Annotated in this window: 4 protein-coding genes and 1 riboswitch; all 4 genes read right to left on the minus strand. The window is 70.3% G+C overall.

What is annotated here, in order from left to right:
• Nucleotides 1-21: 21 nt before the first annotated feature.
• Nucleotides 22-191: riboswitch (M-box (ykoK) riboswitch) on the minus strand.
• A 299-nt stretch (nt 192-490) separates the two neighbouring features.
• Nucleotides 491-1612, minus strand: coding sequence for an NAD(P)H-dependent flavin oxidoreductase (locus tag BRW65_RS06250; protein ID WP_073872427.1), 1122 nt, complete (start codon nt 1610-1612; stop codon nt 491-493).
• A 32-nt stretch (nt 1613-1644) separates the two neighbouring features.
• On the minus strand, nt 1645-2226 hold the full coding sequence (locus BRW65_RS06255) for a carboxymuconolactone decarboxylase family protein (protein WP_073872952.1): 582 nt from the start codon (nt 2224-2226) through the stop codon (nt 1645-1647).
• 139 nt (nt 2227-2365) lie between these two features.
• On the minus strand, nt 2366-10006 hold the full coding sequence (locus tag BRW65_RS06260) for an amino acid adenylation domain-containing protein (protein ID WP_073872429.1): 7641 nt from the start codon (nt 10004-10006) through the stop codon (nt 2366-2368).
• Nucleotides 10003-20250: a non-ribosomal peptide synthetase gene (locus BRW65_RS06265; protein ID WP_073872431.1), complete on the minus strand. Its 10248-nt coding sequence runs from the start codon at nt 20248-20250 to the stop codon at nt 10003-10005. Before BRW65_RS06265 ends, BRW65_RS06260 begins: the two co-directional genes overlap by 4 nt.
• Nucleotides 20251-20258 lie beyond the last annotated feature (8 nt).

The raw sequence follows: 20258 nt of genomic DNA on the forward strand, positions 1-20258 counted from the left end.
AAACCCGACGACCGTCGGTGATCCGCACCCCTCTCGTCAGAGCTTTGGCACCACACGACGTGTCCGGTTGTCCGGAAGCCACCTGGGCTCAACCCTTAAGCCGGGAGGAGCTGTCCTGACCCGGGGCGTCTTTCGACGTTCGGGGTCAGTGGCCTGTATTCGTGTAGACGCCTCACCTAACGAGGTGCTTACCCGGTCGATAATGCACGACGGGTCCGACGGGGTCAAACTTATCGGCGCGAGGTTTCGCAATCTTTACGGTTCTGTGTGGCGGTCCCGCAGGATTCTGCCAGGACGAGTCCCCTGACCTGCGGGTATGACTCGGTAGCTGGACACCTTCTGTTCATCTCGAGTTTGCCGGTCCGGTCGCGGCGGCCGGCTGAACCCGTGGGTGCAGGCGCGCGTGCGTCCGGGGCGCGGGTCGTCGGCGCGTCGCCGCCGCGGGCGCAGCGAAAGCCGTGGGCGCACAAGCGAATTGGCGCCCCCGCGGCTACTCGACCAGGCCGTCGAGGCGCCCGATGGTGTCGATGAACTCTTCGACCATGTCGAGCACCACCGTTCGCGCGGGGCGAACCCGGTCGAGCGAACCGACCACCTGGCCGACGAAGTAGGTGGCCAGCTCGCGCGCCTTGGCGCCGGGGTGCGCGGCCGCGGAGTTGATGCGCACCTGCGGCTCGGTGACCAGCGCGGTCTGCAGCGGCATGCCGAGCGGGTCGGGCTTCTCCGGCCGCTCCCATTCGTCGGTCCAGGCCGTGCGCAGCATGCGCGCCGGCTTGCCCGTCATCGATCGCGACCGCACCGTGTCCGATGAGCTGGCCGCCAGGAACTTGTCCTTGACCACCGGCGGCGTCTCGGCCTCTTCGGTGGTCAGCCACACCGATCCGCACCAGACCCCCTCGGCGCCGAGGGCCAGGGCCGCCGCGATCTGGCGGCCGCGGGCGATCCCGCCCGCGGCGAGGACGGGGACCGGCGCCACGGCGTCCACCACCTCGGGCACCAGGACCATGGTGGCGACCTCGCCGGTGTGTCCCCCGGCCTCGGTGCCCTGCGCCACGATCAGGTCGACCCCGGCGGCCGCGTGCCGTTGCGCGTGGCGCGTGGTGCCGGCCAGCGCGGCCACCAGCACGTCGCGATCGTGGGCGCGTTCGACCAGGTCCGCGGGCGGCGGCCCGAGCGCGCTGGCGATCAGCCGGATGCGGTGGGCGAACGCCACCTCGAGCAGCGGCTCGTAGCCTTTCGGCGAGATGTTGAGGCCGCCGCCGGAACCGCGCGCCTCCTGGGGCGGCGCGGTGATCCCGTAGCGGGCGAGGATGTCGTCGACGAACGCGCGGTGCTCCTCGGGCAGCCGCGCCCGCACCTGAGCGGCGTCGATGCCACCCTCGTCCGCGCCGACGTACTTCGGCGGCAACAGCAGGTCCACCCCGAAGGGCTTGCCGCCGGTCTGCTCGGAGATCCAGGTCAGTTCGCTCTCCAGCCGCTGGGGGCTGTGCGCCACCGCGCCGAGGACGCCGAACCCGCCGGCGTTGGTCACCGCGGCCACCACATCGCGGCAGTGGCTGAACGCGCAAATGGGGAACTCGACGCCGAGCATTTCGGCGACTCTGGTACGCATTGCCCGACGCTAAGGAGCCACCGATCGATATGTCAATCGACGACCGCTCCCGCGGGCGCCCGGCCGTCCGGCGGCCAGCTGGACACGCCCTCTTCGAGCGGAACCTGAAGGCTCCGCAGGATCGACGAGACCATCCGCCATGCGCCGATCGCCGTGACGAGCTCGATGAGAACCGTTGTGTCGCCGGCTAATTCACGCTCACAGGCCGCCCAGCTCGCGGCGCTCACCGCTCCGTCGCGCACCACGTCGTCGGTGGCGGCCAGCACGGCGCGCTCGGCGGGCCCGAACCCGTCGTGCGCCTGCCAGTCGCGCACGCCGAGCAGGTCGTCGGGGGCCACGCCCAGCCTGGACGCGACCCGCCAGTGCTGTGTCCATTCGTAGTCGCACGCGGTGAGCCAGCCGATCCGCATGATCGCCAATTCGCGCAACCGCGGGTCGAGCGCACCGTGCCAGAGCATGGTGGCGAGCAGATCGTTGATCGCGCGCGCCAGCGGCGGGTGGTTCAGCAGCACCTGGAAGATGCTCAGTTCGGCCATGTAGTTGGGCACGGCCGCTTCGTCGGCTGCGGCCGTGGCTTCGTCGAGCGGCAGTTTGGGCACGCGAGCTGTTGTCATGGTCAACACTTTCGTGTACTGGCGGGACACCGTCACGATCATCGGCCATGTTAGTCACCAACCGCCGCCCCGTTGCCCGAAAACCGCGATGGCGCGGACACGCCGCGAAATCCGTTGGCGCGCTGCGGCTTACATTGGGCTAGAGCAGCCCGAGCAGTTGGAGGTCGGTCACGTACTTGACGATGACGGGCGCGGACACGCTTGGGATGTCCGGGCCGATCTTGGCCTCTCGCACCGCGGCGCGGAACCGGTCGGTCGGGGCGAGCGCACCGCGGCCCGGCTCCCCGGGTTCGACCTGCTGGCCGCTCGGCATGTGCAGCAGCGGCAGCACCGAGTATTGGCGTTGCCGCTGCGGCAACTCGCGCAGCGCGGCCTCGAACCGTCGCAGCCACTCGCCGAAGTCGTCGATGCGTTCGATACGGTAGCCGGCCTCGATCAGCCAGTCGACGTACTCGTCGATCCCGATCCCGTCGTCGTGCGGGTTCATCACGTGATACGTCTCGAACCCTTCGACCACCTGGGAGCCGAGCGTGGTGACCGCCTCGGCGACGAACTCCACCGGCAGCGCATCGAAGTGTGAACGCTGCCGGTTGCCCTCGGCGTCCAACTGGTAGAACGACCGCGGAGCGATGCCGGTCGCAACCAAGCTCAGCACCATCCGCGTGAACATGTCCGACAGGTTGAACTGGCCGGCGTAGCTGGTGTCGGACAGGATCATGTCGGAGCGGAACACCGAGACGGGCAGCCCGCACAGGTCGTTGGCCTCGCGCAGCAACACCTCGCCGGCCCACTTGCTGTTCCCGTAGCCGTTGGCGTAGCTGCCGTCGATCTTGCGGATCGGGCTGATGACCCGGATGTCGGCGTCTTCGGTGAACGCCGCCGGATCGATCTGGCGGCCCACATCCGAGGTCGACACGTACGCGTACGGCTTCAGCCTGGTGGTCAGCGCCACCCGGATCAGCTCGGCGGTGCCCGCGACGTTGGGGCCGAACAGCTCGCTGTAGGGCAGCACGCCGTTGACCAGGGCGGCCGAGTCGACGATCAGGTCGACGGTGTCGGCCAGCCGCTGCCACGTCTGCTCGTCGAGGCCCAATCCGGGCTGACCCTTGTCACCGGCGATCACCTCGAGGTGGTCGGCCGCGAGCTCCTGGAAGTAACGCAGCAGCTTCGGGTCACCGCTGTCGAACGTCTTCTCCAGCCGCTGGCGCGCCTCCTCGTCGGAGCCGCCCCGCACCAAGCAGATCAACGTGCCGCCCACCAGCTCGAGCTGCTCGAGCCACTGCAGCGCCAGGTAACGGCCCAGGAAGCCGGTCGCCCCGGTCAGTAGAACCGTCCGCACCTCCGAGCTCGGGCCCGGCAACGCGGGCGCGGCGCTCAGCGTCGCATCGTCGATGAACTTATCCAGGGTGAGATCGCCGGCGTAGACCTGGGTGGCCTCGGGACCGTGGACGGACGCAAAGCTGGGGCCGCCGGCCTCGGCTTGGCCCGCATCGCCGGCATCGCGTTCGGCCCGGTCGGCCAGGCCCCGCACCGACGGCGCCTCGAACAAGGTGCGCACCGAGAGGTTGGCGTCGAGGGCCGTGTTGATCTCGGCGATCACCCGCATCGCGGAAAGCGAATCGCCGCCGAGGTCGAAGAACGAGTCTTCGACCGACACCCGCTGCAACCCGAGCACGCGGCCGTAGATGTCGGCCAGGGTCTCCTCCACCGGAGTGGCCGGGGCCCGGTACTCGCCACCGGTCTTCTGGTACTCGGGGGCGGGCAGGGCGCGCTTGTCGAGCTTGCCGTTGACCGTCAGCGGCAGCGCGTCGAGCACGACCACCGCGACCGGCACCATGTAGCCGGGCAGCCGCTCGCCCAGCTGGGCCCGCAACCGGGCGGGGTCGGCGGTGCCGGTGATGTAGCCGACCAGCCGCTTGTCGCCGGGACGGTCCTCGCGGGCGATGACCGCCGCCTGCTCGACCCCGTCCAGACCGGCCAGGGCGGCCTGGATCTCGCCGAGCTCGATGCGGTAGCCGCGGATCTTGACCTGCTCGTCGACACGGCCGAGGTACTGCAGCTGACCATCGGCGCCCCAACGCACCAGGTCCCCGGTGCGATACATCCGTGCGCCCGGTGCCCCGAACGGGCAGGCCACGAACCGCGAGGCCGTCAGGCCCGAGCGCCGCGCATAGCCCGACGCGACGCCCCGACCGGCGATGTAGAGCTCGCCGACGACGCCCGCTGGCGCCGGCCGCAGCCACTTGTCCAGGACGAACAGGGCCGCCCCGGGAACCGGTGCGCCGATCGGCGCTCCCCCGTCCGCGCTCAGCGGCGCGCTCATCGCCGCGTACACCGTGCCCTCGGTCGGGCCGTAGGCGTTGATCATCACCCGGCCCGGCGCCCAGCGCTCCACCACCTCGGGCGGGCAAGCCTCGCCGGCGACTACCAGGGCCATCGAGTCCAGCCCCTCCGGGGAGAGCATTCCCACCGCCGACGGGGTCTGGCTGAGCACGGTCACCTGCTCGGCGACCAGCAGCGCGTGCAGGTCTTTCGGGGAACCGGCCACCGACTCGGGCACCACGACCAGCCGCCCGCCGTGCAACAGGGCACCGAAGATCTCGTGGACCGAGACGTCGAAGACCAGCGAATGCCACTGCGCCCAGACGCCCGGGTCGGGCAGGTCGGCGTGCAGCTTCTCGAGCAACTGGGTGGCGTTGAGGTGCGTGACCGCCACGCCCTTCGGGACACCCGTGGTGCCGGACGTGTAGATCAGGTACGCGATGTCCTCGGGCGCCGGGCCGGGCAACGCCGTGGCGGGCCGGTCGTCCACCGACGGGTCGTTGACGTCGATCACCAGCAGGTCGGAGCCCTCCAGCCGCGACCGCAACTCGGCGGTCGTGACGACGGCGACCGGCGTGGCGTCGGCGAGCACGAACTCGATCCGCGCCGCCGGGACCGCCGGGTCGATCGGCAGATACGCCGCGCCGGTCTTGAGCACAGCCATGATCGACACGATCGCCTCGGCCGACCGGGGCAGCAGCAGCGCCACGCTTTCGCCCGGCCGTGCGCCGTGCTCGGCCAGGAGGTGGGCCATCCGGTTCGAGGCCTCGTCGAGTTCCCGATAGGTCATCGAGTGGCCGGCGAATGTCAGCGCCAGCGCGTCCGGCGTCCGGGCCACCTGCCTGGCGAACAGCGACGGGATCGACGCCTTGCCGCGCACGGGCGCGGTCAACACCGATCGGTTGCCCCACTCGTCGAGGCGGGCGCGCTCGCCGCCGTCCAGGACGTCCATCGAGGACAGCCGCTGGCTGGAGTCGGCGGTCATGCCGGCCAACACCCGCTGGAACCGCTCGATCAGCGACTCGATCCCCGCGGCGTCGAACACGCTCGTGTCGAACTCGACGCGCAGGCCCAGCTCACGGCCAGGAAGCGCCATCACCGACAGCGGGTAGTGGTTGTACTCGCGGTTGGTGACGTCGGTGATCGCCAGCTCGTGGAAGCCCAACGGCACGCTGGTGTCGATCGGGTAGTTCTCGTACAGGAACAGCGTGTCGAACAGAGCGTCGTGCCCGGTGACGCGGTGAATCTCGTTCAGCGCCAGGTGCTCGTGCTCGATTGTGTTGTTGTGGGCGGTCTGCAGCTGCTGCAGCAGTTCGACGACGGTGGTGGCCGCGGTGATGTTGGCGCGCACCGGCACGGTGTTGATCAACAAACCCACCATCGACTCGGCGCCGGCCAGGTCGGCCGGCCGCCCGGACACCGCGGTGCCGAAGGCGACGTCGTGCTGGCCGGTCAGCCACATCAGCAGCTGCGCCCAGGCGCCCTGCAACACGGTGTTGATGGTGGTGTGGCAGGAGCGGGCGAGCTCGCCCAGCGCGCGCGTGGTCTCGGCGGGCAGCCGGTACGACTCGACGCCCCGCCGGCCGAGGCCGAGCCGGGCCGGCGGGCCGACCAAGGTGGGGGCGTCGAATCCGGCCATCACCTCGGCCCAGGCCGCGCGGGCCGCCGTGCGGTCCTGGGCCGCCAGCCACGTCAGGTAGCTGCGGTAGGACGCGGGCGCGGGCAACCGCTCGCCGTAGTAGCTGGTGAGGATCTCCCGCAGCATGATCGGCAGCGACCAGCCGTCCATCACGATGTGGTGGTTGGTCAGCACGAACCGGTGCCGGTTGTCGGCGGTGCGGATCAGCGCGGCGCGGAAGGCCGGCCGGTTGGCGAGGTCGCTGACCGCCGCGCGCTCGGCGGCGCAGAGCTGTTCGATCTTCTCGTCGGGATCCAGGTCGTCCGCGCCGAGCTGGATGTACCGCCACGCCATCACCGGGTCGGCCGGGAGGACCTGCACCGGCTCACCGAACTGGGGGCAGAATCGGGCCGCCAGGTTGGGATGCCGGTCGACGACGGCGTGCACGGCCTCGCGTAGCCGGTGCGCGTCGAGGGCGCCGGTGACGGTGATGCCGAGCTGCACCGCGTACACGTCGTCGCCGAGGTCGTGCGCGAAGCTGGCGTGGAACAGCAGCCCCTGCTGCAGCGGGGTCAACGGCAACACGTCGGCGACCGCGTACTGCTGGCAGAGGTCGTCGAGCTGCTGCTGGGTCAGCCGAGCGGGCGCGATGTCCGACGGGGTGAGCCCGCCGCCGCCGCTGCGCACGTGCGCGCAGATGCCGGCCAGGGCCTCGAACCACAACTGGCTCAACCGGCTGACCTGCTCGTGGTCCAGCGCCGAGGGCGCCCACGTCCAGTTGGCCTGCAGGTGCGGGCCCGCCTCGGTGTCCATGGTCCCGGCGTTGAGGTCGACGGTGTGCATCAACGGCATGGGCAACGCCGCGCTGGCGGCGCCGGTGAACGACAGGCTGTCTTGGCTGATCCGCCACATCTCGCCGGGGAGATCCGCCGCCGCCCCCAGCCGTCCCAGGTAGTTGAACCCGATGACCGGGTCCGAGCCGTCCAGGTCGACGTCGGTGTTCAGGTAGCGCAGCAGCCCGTAAGTCAGCGGGTCGGGCAGGGCACGCAGTTGTTCCTTGGCCTTCTTGACCAGCGCTCCCAGTGCCCGGTCGCCGGCCATCACCTGCGCCCAGTCCAGTTCGCCGACGATCAGCGCGACGGGGTACTTGGTGGTGAACCATCCGACGGTCCGGGACAGGTCGACGTGCGGGCCGAGCTCCTCGTGGCGGCCGTGGCCCTCGACGTCGATGCCGATCGGTGCGCCGGTGCCGACGAACCGCGCCCACGCCAGCCCGAACGCGATCAGCAGGATGTCCTGCACGCCCGCGTGGAACGCCGCGGGCACCTCACCCAGCAGCGACCGGGTGGTCTCCACGTCCAGCGACACCGAGAGCTGCTTGGCGGTCTCGTAGGTGTCGACGTCGGGACGCACCGCCGGCAGCAACGCCGGGGTCGCCGCGACCTGCCGCCACGCCTCGGCCGTCTCGACGACCTCGGGCCGCTGGGCGTGCTCAGCCAGCATCGCCGACCAGCGGGCGAACGAGGTTCCGCCCGTCGGCAACGCCACAGGCTGCCCGCTGTGGTGCTGGGCCCAGGCGATGTTCAAGTCTTCCAACAGGATTCGCCACGACACGCCGTCAACGGCCAGGTGGTGAATCATCAACGCCAACTGGGCCGTGGATTCCGCCCACACCGCGCGGAACATGATGCCCGCGGCGGGGTTGAGCTGCGAGCGCGCCGCCACCAGCGCGGCGTCGGAGAGCGCGTCGACGGTGTCCATGCAGGTGCCGGCATCGACCGAGCCGACGTCGGGCACGTGCATCGACCAGCCGCCGGCGCCGTCGTCGTCGACCCGCAGCCGCAGCGTGGCGTGCCGGTCCAGCAGCGACTGCAGCACCACCTGGACGTCGTCGCGGGTGACACCCGCGGGGGCTTGCACCACCATGGTCTGGTTGAACTGGTCGGTCGGGCCATCGACCTGCTGCAGCCAGCGCATGATCGGGGTCGCGGCCACCGGGCCGATGCCCTCGTCGACTTCCTCGTCGTCGGTGGCCACGCGGGCCACCCGGGCCAGCTTGGCGACCGTCTGCTCGACGAAAACGTCGCGCGGCCGGCAGACCACGCCGGCGGCCCGGGCGCGGGCCACCACCTGCATGGATAGGATGCTGTCGCCGCCGAGGTCGAAGAACGAGTCGTCCACACCCACCCGCTCGAGCCCGAGGACCTGCGCGTAGATGGCGGTCAGCGTCTCTTCGACGGCCGTGGTCGGCGCGCGGTACTCGCCGCTGGTCTTGTGGTATTCGGGGGCGGGCAGGGCGCGCTTGTCGAGCTTGCCGTTGACGGTCAGCGGCAGCGCATCCAGCACGACGACGGCCGCGGGCACCATGTAGCTGGGCAGCCGCTCGCCCAGCTGGGTGCGGAGCTCGGCCGGGTCGGCGGTCCCCGTCACGTAGCCGACGAGGCGCTTGTCGCCGGGCCGGTCCTCGCGGGCGATCACCGCCGCCTGCTCCACGCCGTCCAGCGCCGCGAGCGCCGATTGGATTTCGCCGAGCTCGATGCGGTAGCCGCGGATCTTGACCTGTTCGTCGGCGCGGCCCAGGTACTGCAGCTGCCCGTCGGCGCCCCAGCGCACCAGGTCGCCGGTGCGATACATCCGGGCGCCGGGCGCCCCGAACGGGCACGCGATGAAGCGCGAGGCCGTCAGGCCCGGCCGGCGCACGTATCCGGAGGCCACGCCGCGACCGGCGATGTACAGCTCGCCGACGACACCCTCGGGCGCGGGGCGCAACCACTTGTCGAGCACGAACAGCGCCGCCCCGGGCACGGGCGAACCGATCGGCGGCGCCCCGGACTCGGCCTTCAGCGGCGCGCTCATCGACGCGTACACCGTGCCCTCGGTCGGGCCGTAGGCGTTGATCATCACCCGGCGCGGGGCCCAGCGATCCACCACCTCGGATGGGCACGCCTCGCCGGCCACGATCAGCGCGGTCGAATCCAGCCCGTCGGGCGACAGCATGCCCACCGCCGACGGCGTCTGGCACAACACGGTGACCTTCTCCGCCACCAGCAGCGCGTGCAGCTCGTCGGGCGATCCGGCCACCGACTCGGGCACCACGACCAGCCGGCCGCCGTGCAACAGCGGGCCCCAGATCTCCCAGACCGACACGTCGAAGACCAACGAATGCCACTGCGACCAGACACCGGCCTTCGGCAGATCGGCCGGCAGCTTGTTCAGCAACTGGGTGACGTTCTGGTGCGTGACCGCCACACCCTTGGGGGTACCGGTCGTGCCCGAGGTGTAGATCATGTACGCGATGTCCTCGGGAGCCGGCCCGGGCAGTCCCGAGCTCGGCTGGTCTTCGACGGCCGGGTCGGCGACGTCGACGACCGGCAGGTCGAAGCCGTCCAGCCGTGAGCGCAGTTCGCCCGTGGTGACCGCGGCGACCGGTGTCGCGTCGCCGAGCATGAATTCCATGCGGGCCGCCGGGACCGCCGGGTCGATCGGCAGGTACGCCGCACCGGTCTTGAGCACCGCCAGGATGGACACGATCGCCTCGGCCGACCGCGGCAGCAGCAGCGCCACGCACGCGCCGGGGCGCGCACCGTGATCGGCCAGCAGCTGCGCGAGCCGGTTCGCGGCCTCGTCGAGTTCCTGGTACGTCAGCGAGCGGCCCTCGAACGTCAGCGCCGGGGCCTCGGGCACGCGCGCGACCTGCTTGGCGAACAGCGCCGGAATCGACACCGCCCCCGTGATCGGAGCGGTCAGCACCTCCCGGTTGCCCCACTCATCGAGGCGGTCGTGCTCGCCGCCATCAAGCAAGTCGATCGACAACAATCGCCGCCCCGCGCCGACGGTCATGACTGCTCCTCCACATCTGCGGTCATAGCTTCCAGCACGCGCCTGAACCGCTCGACCAACCTCTCGATTCTGCCCGTGTCGAAGACTTCTGTATCGAATTCGACGCGAAGACCTAATTCGTGACCCGGCACAGCCTGGACCGACAGCGGGTAATGGTTGTATTCCCGATTCGTGAAACCGCTAATAGCCAGCTCATCGACGGCAGACAACGCTGCGGTGTCGATCGGATAGTTCTCGTACACGAACATGGTGTCGAACAATTGGTCGTGTCCCGTTACACGATGGATCTCGTTGAGCGCCAGATGCTGGTGCTCGAGCGTGTCGTTGTAGGCGCTTTGTAGCTGGTCGAGCAGGTCGGCGATGGTGGTTTCGGCGCCGATCGTCGCCCGCACCGGCACGGTGTTGATCAGCAGCCCGACCATTTGTTCGGCGCCGGCGAGATCGGTCGGCCGGCCCGACACAGCTGTGCCGAATGTCACATCGTGCTGACCGGTCAGCCACATCAGCAGCTGCGCCCACGCGGCCTGCAGCACGGTGCTCACGGTGGTGTGGCACGACCGCGCCAGTTCACCCAGCGCACGCGTGGTCTCCGCGGACACCTGGAAGGAGGACACACCCCGCGGACCCAGGCTGACGCGGCCGGGCGGACCCACCAGGGTCGGCGTGTCGAAGCCCGCCAGCACCCGCCGCCACGCCGCCTGGGCCGCGCCGCGGTCCTGCGCCGCCAGCCAGGCGACGAACTTGCGGTAGGGCACCGGGCCGGGCAACTGCACCCCGTAGTAGGCGGCGAAGATCTCCTGCAGCAGGATCGGCTTCGACCAGCCATCGAGCACGATGTGGTGGTTGGTCAGCACGAACCGGTGCCGGTTGTCCGCGGTGCGGATCAGCGCGGCCCGGAACGGCGGGCGCTCCGCCAGGTCGCAGACCGCGGCGCGTTCGGCGGCGCAGAGCTGTTGGATCTGCGCTTCCGGTTCGACGTCTTCGGTGTCGAGTTCGACGTAGTGCCACGACAGACCCGGCTCGGCCGAGAGGACCTGCACGGGCTCGCCGAAATCCTCGATGAAGTGCGCCACCACGTTGGGGTGGCGCTTGATCATCGTGTGCACGGCGTCGCGCAGCCGGTGCGGGTCGAGGGCGCCACTCACGCTGATGTCGAGCTGCACCGCGTACAGGTCGTCGCTGCCGTGCTCGCTGCCGGTGTGGAAGAGCAGGCCCTGCTGCAGCGGGGTCAACGGCAACACGTCGGCGACCGGATAGCGCTGGCACAGCTCGTCGATGTCCCGCTGGGTCAACCGCGCGGGGGCCAGATCCGACGGCGTCAGGCCACCGCCACCGCTGCGGACGTGGCTGCAGATGCCGCTCAGGGCGTCGAACCACAATTCGCTCAGCCGGGCCACCTGGGCCTCGTCGAGCGCCGAGCGCGCCCAGGTCCAGTTGGCCTGCAGGAGCGGACCGCCGGCGGTGTCCAGGGTGCCGGCGTTGAGCTCGACGGTGTGTGGCAGCGGCATCGGCACCGCGGTCGCCGCGCCGGCCGACGCCAGGCTGTCCTGGTCGAGCCGCCACAGCTCGCTGGACAGGTCGCCGGCACCGCCCAGCCGCCCGAGGTAGTTGAACCCGATCACCGGGTCCGACACGTCCAGTTCGACGTCGGGGTTCAGGTAGCGCAGCAGCCCGTAGGTCAGGCCGTCGGGCAGGCCGCGCAGCTGTTCCTTGGCGTCCTTGACCAGCGCGCCCAGCCCGGACTCGCCGGCGATGACCTGCCCCCAGGACAGCCCACCGACCTGCAACGCGACCGGGTACTTGGTGGTGAACCAGCCCACCGTGCGGGACAGGTCCACGTGCGGACCCAACTCCTCTTGGCGCCCGTGGCCCTCGACGTCGATCCCGATCGGGGCGCCGGTCCCCAGGAACTGCGCCCAGGCCAACCCGAACGCGACCAACAGGATGTCTTGCACGCCGGCGTGGAAGGCCGCGGGCACCTCGCCCAGCAACAACCGGGTGGTGTCGGCATCGAGCGACACCGACAGCTGTCCCGCGCTGACGTAGGTGTCGATGTCGGGCCGCACCGACGGCAGCGGGGCCGGCGTCGACGAGATCTGCCGCCACGCCTCGGCGGTGTCGACGACCTCCGGTCGGCGCGCGTGCTCAGCCAGCAGCGAGGACCACCGTGCGAACGACATGCCGCCCGCGGGCAGCGCCACCGGCTGCCCACTGTGGTGCTGGGCCCAGGCAATATTCAAGTCTTCCAACAGGATTCGCCACGAGACGCCGTCGACGGCCAGGTGGTGAATGATCAGGGCGAGCTGGCCGGTGCCGGGCACCCACACCGCGCGCAGCATTGTGCCGCTGGCCGGGTTGAGCTGCGAGACGGCCGTCGACAACGCCGCGTCGGACAACGCCTCCGCGGTGTGCACGCAGCCGGCGGCGTCCACCTCGCCGACCTCGGGCACCCGTAGCGACCACCCTCCGGCGCCGTCGTCGTCGACCCGCAACCGCAGCATCGCGTGCCGGTCCAGCAAAGCCTGCAGGGCCAGCACGACGTCGGCTTCGCTCACCCCGGCCGGGGCCTGCACCACCATCGTCTGGTTGAACTGCTCGATCGGACCGTCGACGCTGTGCAGCCAGCGCATGATCGGGGTCGCGACCACCGGTCCGACGCCCTCGTCGACCACGTCGTCGTCGGTGGCCAGCGCGGCCACCCGCGCCAGCCGGGCCACGGTCTGCTCGACGAAGATGTCGCGCGGCCGGCAGACGACGCCGGCCGCCCGGGCGCGGGCGACGACCTGCATCGACAGGATGCTGTCGCCACCGAGGTCGAAGAACGAGTCGTCGACGCCGACGCGTTCCACACCCAGGACCTGGGCGTAGATGCCGGCCAGGATCTCCTCGATGGCCGTGCTCGGGGCGCGGTAGTGATCGGCGTCGGAGTATTCCGGCGCCGGCAGCGCGCGGGTGTCGAGCTTGCCGTTGACGGTCAGCGGCAGCGCCTCGAGCACCACCACCGCGGTGGGCACCATGTAGGTCGGCAGCCGCTCGCCCAGCCGGTTGCGGATCTCGGCCGGGTCGGCGGTTCCGGTCACGTAGCCCACCAGCCGCTTGTCGCCCGGCCGGTCCTCGCGGGCGATCACCGCCGCTTCGTTGACGCCGTCCAGCGCGGCCAGGGCGGCGTGCACCTCGCCGAGCTCGATGCGATAGCCGCGGATCTTGACCTGCTCGTCGGCGCGGCCCATGTACTGCAGCTGCCCGTCGGCCCCCCAGCGCACCAGGTCGCCGGTGCGGTACATGCGCGCACCGGACCCGCCGAACGGGCACGCCACAAACCGCGTGGCGGACAGCCCGGACCGTCCCACGTACCCGTACGCCAGGCCCCGGCCGGCCACGTACAACTCGCCGACCACGCCTTCGGGCACCGGCCGCAGCCATCCGTCCAGCACGAAGAAACCCAGGTGCGCCAGCGGCACGCCGATCGGGCTGGCGTTGCTGTCGACGTCCCCGTCGACGATCTCCCGGAATGAGGCGTGCACCGTGGTCTCGGTGATGCCATACATATTGATCAGGCGCGGCAACCCGGGGTGGTTGTGCAGCCACTTGCCCAGCCGATGCGGTTCGAGCGCCTCGCCGCCGAACACCACCGTCTGCAGCTTCAGTTGCTGTCCCAGCTCGGGCGCCAGCGAATCGGCGGTCTGCAGCGCGTAGAACGCCGATGGCGTCTGGCTGAGCACGCTGACCTGTTCCCGGACCAGCATGGCGTGCAGCTCTTCGGGCGAGCGGACCACCGCGTCCGGCACGATCACGAGCCGGCCGCCGTACAGCAGCGATCCGAAGATCTCCCACACCGAGAAGTCGAAGGCCAGCGAGTGGCACTGCGTCCACACCTGCCCCAGCGCCAGCTGCGCGTCCAAGGACTCCAGCAGCTGGGTGACGTTGCGGTGCGGCACGGCGACACCCTTGGGCGTGCCGGTGGTTCCGGACGTGTAGATGATGTAGGCGATGTTGTCCGCCGACGGCGCGGGCAGCCCCGCGCCGGACTGGGCGGCGACGGCGGGATCGTCGAAATCGATGACGTCCAGGTGCTGTCCGTCGAGCCGCGACCGCACCTCCGCGGTGGTCACGGCGGCGATCGGGGCGGCGTCGCCGAGCACGAACTCGATGCGGGCCGGCGGCACCGTCGGGTCGACGGGCAGGTAGGCCGCCCCGGTCTTGAGCACCGCCAGGATCGCCACGACGGCCTCGGCCGTCCTCGGGAACAGCACGGCGACGCGCTCCCCCGGGCCGGCGCCCCGGCTCACCAGCAGGTGAGCCAGGCGGTTCGCGTGTTCCTCGACCTCGCCGTAGGTCCAGGACCGGTCGCCGTGCGTGATCGCCACCGCTTCCGGGGCGCGGGCCGCCTGCGCGGCGAACAGCTCCGGAATCGACGCCAGTTTGGGCGCCGACTCCGCCAGCACCGGCCGGTTGCCCCAGTCGTCGAGCCGGTCGTGCTCGGCGGCGTCAAGCAGGTCGATCGAGGACAGGCGCCGGGCGGGATCGGCCGTCATGGCGACCATCACCTGCTGCAACCGCTCGATGAGCGTCTTGATGGCCGCGGCGGTGAACACCTCGGTGTCGAATTCGACGCGCAGGCTCAGCTCGTGCCCCGGCGAGGCCACCACGGACAGCGGGTAGTGGTTGTATTCGCGGCTGCTGAAGTCGGTGATGGCCAGCTCGTGGACGCCCAACAGGGCACCCGCGTCGATGGGGTAGTTCTCGTAGAGGAACAAGGTGTCGAACAACTGGTCGTGACCGGTGACGCGGTGGATCTCGGGCAGCGCCAGGTGCTCGTAGTCGACGGTGTCGTTGTGTAGCCGTTGCAGCTGCTCGAGCAGGTCCGCGACGGTGGTGGTCGCGGTGATGGTCGCCCGCACGGGCACCGTGTTGATCAGCAGGCCGACCATCGCGTCCGCGCCGGGCAGCTCGGTGGGCCGTCCCGAGACCGCCGTACCGAAGGCGATGTCATGCTGGCCGGTCAGCCACGTGAGCAGCTGCGTCCACGCGCCCTGCAGCACGGTGCTGATGGTGGTGCGGCAGGAGCGCGCCAGCTCGCCCAGCGCGTGCGTGGTTTCGGCGGGCACGTGGAAGGCGGCGACGCCGCGCTTCCCGATCTGCCCGAGGGGGCCGACCAGGGTGGGCGTCTCGAAGCCGGCCAGCGCCTGGGCCCACGCCGCTTGCGCGGCGGCGCGGTCCTGGTTGGTCAGCCAGGTGACGAAGCTGCGGTACGACGGCGCGGCGGGCAGCCGCTCGCCGTAGTAGCTGGCGAACACTTCCTGCAGCAGAACCGGCAGCGACCAGCCGTCGACAACGATGTGGTGGATGGTCAGCACAAATCGGTGCCGGTCGGCCGCCGTGCGGATCAGCGCGCCGCGGAACGACGGCTTGTCCGCAAGGTCGCACACCGCGGCGCGCTCGTCGGCGCACAGCTGCTCGACCTGTTCGTCGACGTTGTCGCCGTCCAGCTCGACGTACCGCCACGCCATCTGAGGGTCGGCCGGGATGACCTGCACGGGCTCGCCGAAGTCTTCGGAGAACCGGGCGACCAGGTTAGGGTGCCGCTTGACGGCGGTGTGGACCGCCTCGCGCAGGCGCGCCGCGTCGAGCGCACCGCTGACGGTGATGCCGAGCTGCACCGCGTACAGGTCGTCCATGTCCGGCGCGAACGCGGTGTGGAACAGCAGTCCCTGTTGCACCGGGGTCAGCGGGAGCACGTCGGCGACGTCGCCTTGCCGGCACAAGCTGTCGATTTGCTGCTGGCTGAGCTGAGCGGGGGCGATGTCCGACGGGGTCAGTCCTCCGCCGCCGGCCCGAACGTGCGCGCAGATCCCGGCCAGGGCCTCAAACCACAACCGGCTCAACCGGTTTACCCGCTCCTCGTCCAGCGCCGACGGGGCCCACGTCCAGTTGGCCTGCAGGTGCGGACCGGCCTCGGTGTCCATGGTGCCGGCGTTGAGCTCGACCGTGTGCGCGAGCGGCATGGGTACCGCCGTGGCCACCGCCGCCACCGCCAGGCTGTCGTGGCTGACCCGCCACAACTCGTCGGAGAGATCGGCGCCCGCGCCGAGCCGTCCCAGATAGTTGAACCCGATCACCGGGTCCGCCCCGTCCAGGTCGACGTCGTCGTTCAGGTAGCGCAGCAGGCCGTAGGTCAGGCCGTCGGGCAGGGCGCGCAGCTGTTCCTTGGCGGCCTTGATCACCGGCCCCAGCGCGGGCTCGCCGGCGGCCACCTGCGACCAGTTGAGCCTGCCGCCGTTCAACGCCACCGGGTATTTGGTGGTGAACCAGCCGACCGTGCGCGACAAGTCCACCCGGGGAAACAGTTCTTCCTGACGGCCGTGGCCCTCCACGTCGACGCCGATCGGCGCCGCACCGGTGCCGAGGAACTCCGCGAAGGCCAGCCCGAAGGCGATCAACAGGATGTCGCCGACGCCGGCGTGGAAGGCGGCCGGCACCTCGCCGAGCAGGAGCCGGGTCGTCTCGACGTCCAGCGAGACGGACAGCTGACCGGCATTCACGTAGGTGTCCGTGTCTGGTTGCACCGCCGGCAAGGCGGCCGGGGTGGCCGCGACCTGCCGCCACTCGTCGGCCCGGGCCACCACGTCGGGCCGGTACGCGTGCTCCTGCAGCAGCGACGACCACCGGGCGAACGACGTCCCGGGTGCCAGCAGGGCGATGGGCTGTCCGTTGTGATGCTGGGCCCACGCGATGTTGAAGTCTTCCAACAGGATTCGCCACGACACCCCGTCGACGGCCAGGTGGTGGATGATCAGCGCCAGCTGGCCCGTGGACGGCGCCCACGCCGCGCTGACCATGACCCCGGCGGCCGGGTTCAGCCGCGACCGGGCCTCCGCCAACGCCTCTTCGGACAGCGACTCGACGGCGTGCACGCAGCCGCGCGCGTCCACGGCGCCGACCTCGGGCACGTGCAACGACCACCCGCCGGTGCCGTCGTCGTCGGCGCGCAGCCGCAGGGCGGCGTGGCGATCCAGCAGCGCCTGCAGCACCGCCACCACGTCGTCCTCGCCCGCCCCCGCCGGGGCCCGCACCACCATCGTCTGGTTGAACTGCTCGATCGGCCCGTCGATGCTGTGCAGCCACCGCATGATCGGGGTGGCCACCACCGGCCCGACGCCGTCGTCGCCGGCCCCGGCCGCACCGTCGGGCGCCACCTCGGCCACCCGGGCCAACCGGGCCACCGACTGCTCGACGAACACGTCACGCGGCCGGAACAGGATGCCGGCCGCCCGGGCCCGGGCCACGACCTGCATCGACAGGATGCTGTCGCCACCCAGATCGAAGAACGAGGCGTCGACGCCGACCCGCTCGAGCCCGAGCACCTGGGCGTAGATGTCGGCCAGGATCTCCTCGACCGCGTCACCCGGGGCGCGGTATTCGGCGGTGGCGTATTCGGGTGCGGGCAGGGCGCGCTTGTCCAGCTTGCCGTTGCCGGTCAGCGGCAGCGTCTCCAACACCACCACCGCGGCCGGCACCATGTACGGCGGGAGTCGGTCGGCCAGCGCCGCCCGGATCGCCGCCGGGTCGGCGGTGCCGGTGATGTATCCGACCAGGCGCTTGTCGCCGGGGCGGTCCTCGCGGGCGATCACGGCCGCCTGGTCGACCCCGTCGAGGCCTGTCAGCACCGACTGGATCTCGCCGAGCTCGATGCGGTAGCCGCGGATCTTGACCTGCTCGTCCGAGCGGCCGAAGTACTGCAGCTGCCCGTCCTCGCCCCAGCAGACAAGGTCGCCGGTGCGGTACATCCGCGCGCCGGGACCGCCAAAGGGGTTGGCCACGAACCGGGAAGCCGTCAGGCCGGCGCGGCGGATGTAGCCGATTCCCACGCCGCGGCCCGCCAGGTACAGCTCACCGACCACACCGGCCGGCACCGGCTGCAGCCACTTGTCGAGGACGAACATCGCCGCGCCGGATATCGGTGAACCGATCGGCACCACACCGGTTCCGGGGGTCAGCGGCTTGCTGATCGACGCGCAGACCGTGGTCTCCGTCGGGCCGTAGGCGTCGAGCATCACCCGGCCGGGCGCCGCCCACCGGTCGACCACGTCGGCCGGGCAGGCCTCGCCGGCCACGACGAGGGCGGTGGACTCCAGCCCGTCTGCCGGCAGCATCGCCACCGAGGATGGGGTCTGGGTGAGCACGCTGACCTTCTCGGCGACCAGCAGGTCATGGAGCTCCTCCGGGGAGCTCGCCACCGACTCGGGGACGACCAGCAGCCGGCGACCGCGCAGCAACGCACCGAAGATCTCCCACACGGAGAAGTCGAAGGCCGCGGAATGGCATTGGGTCCACACCTGCCCCTTGGGCAGGCCCTCGTCGAGCGACTCGATCAGCCACGTGACGTTGAGATGAGGAATGGCAACGCCTTTGGGCGTTCCGGTGGTGCCCGACGTGTAGATCATGTAGGCGATGTTCTCCGGCGCCGGGTCGGGCAGCGCCGTGCTGGGCTGGGTTTCGACGGCGGGGTCGTGAACGTCGACGACCAACAGGTCGTCGCGCCCGTTCAGCCGCGAACGCAGGTCCGCGGTGGTGATCACCGCGCTGGGTGCCGCATCGGACAGCACGAACTCCATGCGCGCCGCGGAGTGCGCCGGATCGATCGGTACGTAGGCCGCACCCGTCTTGAGGACGGCAAGCATCGCCACGATCGCGTCGGCGCAGCGGGGGAACATCACCGCCACACACTCGCCGGGTCCCGCGCCGTGTCCGGCCAGCAGGTGCGCCAGCCGGTTGGAGGCCTCGTCGAGCTCGGCGTACGTCAACGACGTGGCGGCACACGTGACCGCGAAGGCGTCGGGCGCCTGCTGCACGTGTTCGGTGAATGCCGCCGGGATCGACACCGGCTCGGGTACCGGCTGGGTCAGGGCCGCCCGATTGCTCCACTCGTCGAGCTGGGCCGGTTCGTCGGCGGCCAGCAGGTCGATCGAGCACAGCCACCGCTCCGGGTCGGCCGTCATCTCCTCCAGCACCTGCTGCATCCGCGCCGCCAGGTCGGCCACGCCGAAGTCCGCGAACGGTTGGCCCGGCCCCGCGGTGCTGAGGAAAAGCTGGTCACCGGCGCCGAGGAAAAACAGGCTGAAATGCCCGACGGGCCCGTGGTTGGTGTAACTCGCCGTCGCCGGCGAACCGGCGAGGTCGAGGGTGAGCCGCATGGGCAGGAAGTTGATGCCGACCCGATTCGCCGCCTGCCGCAGGCCGTCAGTCTCGAGGGTGTGCACGGGGAATCGCTGGTGGTGCAACAGCTCCCGAATTCGGGTGTCGACGTGTTTGCAGAAGTCGGCAACCGTGGCGGTGGGCGACGTGTCCAAGACCAGCGGCACCACCCCGGCGAACATCCCGGGAAGCGTCTTCGACTCTTGGCTCACCCGCCGGCTCACCGGAAAGTCAAGCGCCACCTGCGAACCGCTGCCCGACCACGCCCGCACCAAGAGCGCGCAGGCCGCGGTGGTGACGGAAAACCGTCGGATGCCCAGCTTCTTGGACAGCTGTTTGATCCGGGTGGTGACGGACGGGTCCAGCTGGACGGACGCGGACGGCGAGTAGTGGTCTTTGCCGCCCGCGGCCTCGGCCGGGCGATCGACCCAGGCGCTCTCGGGCGGAAGGTTGTTGCTCCAATACGCCTGGTCTTCTTGATAATCGGCCGACGCTTCATATTCGGATTCGATGTCGACCAAATCTTGCGCCGAGCCGAAATAGGCATCGGGAATGGGTTTCCCGGCCATCATCGCCGAATATATCGTCGACACTCGACGGCATACCAGCGCCATACCCAATCCATCGATTGCGATGTGGTGGCAGCAACCGAACAAATAGAATTCGGTGGCCCCCGTTTTGAATAACACGAACTGGAACAGCTGACCGTTCAACGCCATCGGGGTGCGCTGGATCGACGACGCCATCGCCCGCGCTTCTGCGACAGGGTCGGGCAGCGACGTCAAGTCGTGGAACGTCAGCTCTACGTTGGGGTAATCGATCGGCTTCTGGACGACGTGACCGTCGACCTCGAAGAACGAAACCCGGCCCGGTTCGGCCTCCGCGACCGCTTGGGTGATCGCTCGCTGGAGGGCGTCACGATCGAGCGAACCCTCGATCTTGATCAGCAGGCCGAGCTGCCACTCCGTGCCGACATAGCCCGTTTCTTGCGACAGCCAGATGTCAAGCTGGCCCCGCGTCAGCGGAAGTGTGTGATCACCAACTTCCATCGACTCCC

Origin of the sequence: Mycobacterium paraffinicum (assembly GCF_001907675.1) — a bacterium.
Classification (GTDB): Bacteria; Actinomycetota; Actinomycetes; order Mycobacteriales; family Mycobacteriaceae; genus Mycobacterium; species Mycobacterium paraffinicum_A.